Source organism: Vibrio sp. 10N.222.55.C6 (assembly GCF_041473395.1).
Taxonomy (GTDB): Bacteria; Pseudomonadota; Gammaproteobacteria; order Enterobacterales; family Vibrionaceae; genus Vibrio; species Vibrio crassostreae_C.
Map to the genome: position 1 here is coordinate 1 of NZ_JBFRSD010000234.1, position 518 is coordinate 518.

Below are 518 nucleotides of genomic sequence, written 5' to 3' on the forward strand. Positions count from 1 at the left end.
ACAGGAACCTCTGGGTTGGCGCCATCTTTCACAAAGCCAATGTACGCCCCAGTCGTGTTGGGATCCGCTTTAAGCTCAACGACCAATCCATTCGATTTGAGTGTGTCGTTGGTATTAAACAGGCTTGGCTCAATGCGGAAACTGGTCACATTGTCGCTTTGATTGGTAAAGGTGATCGTCTCTGTTTGACTCACAGGCGCGTTGCTTGCGGTTGAGCCGTCTGCAAGATTAGATTCCGATAGCGTGACGCTTGGAATGGTATTAATCGTTGGAATATCACCATCGGTGATGGTCAACTTCACGGTAGATGTCACTGGGTCTTTATCAAAGTCACTTGACGTCACTACGATTGTTTTAACGATGTCTTCGCTACTCGTGTGGTTTAAATCGCGATTGGGTTCAAAACGCACTTCACCTTGAAGGGTGATGACTAACGTCCCTTCAGTGAAACCGAAGCGCTGCTCACCAGTATCTGTTTGAACCAATGTTCTAAGTTGCCCGTCATAAACGAACTGGGT

At 47.3% G+C, this 518-nt stretch carries 1 protein-coding gene; it reads right to left on the minus strand.

Annotation, left to right across the window (positions count from 1 at the left end; genetic code table 11):
* A partial coding sequence (locus AB4486_RS23415; RefSeq protein ID WP_372118942.1) for a hypothetical protein occupies positions 1–518 on the minus strand: 518 nt, incomplete at both ends.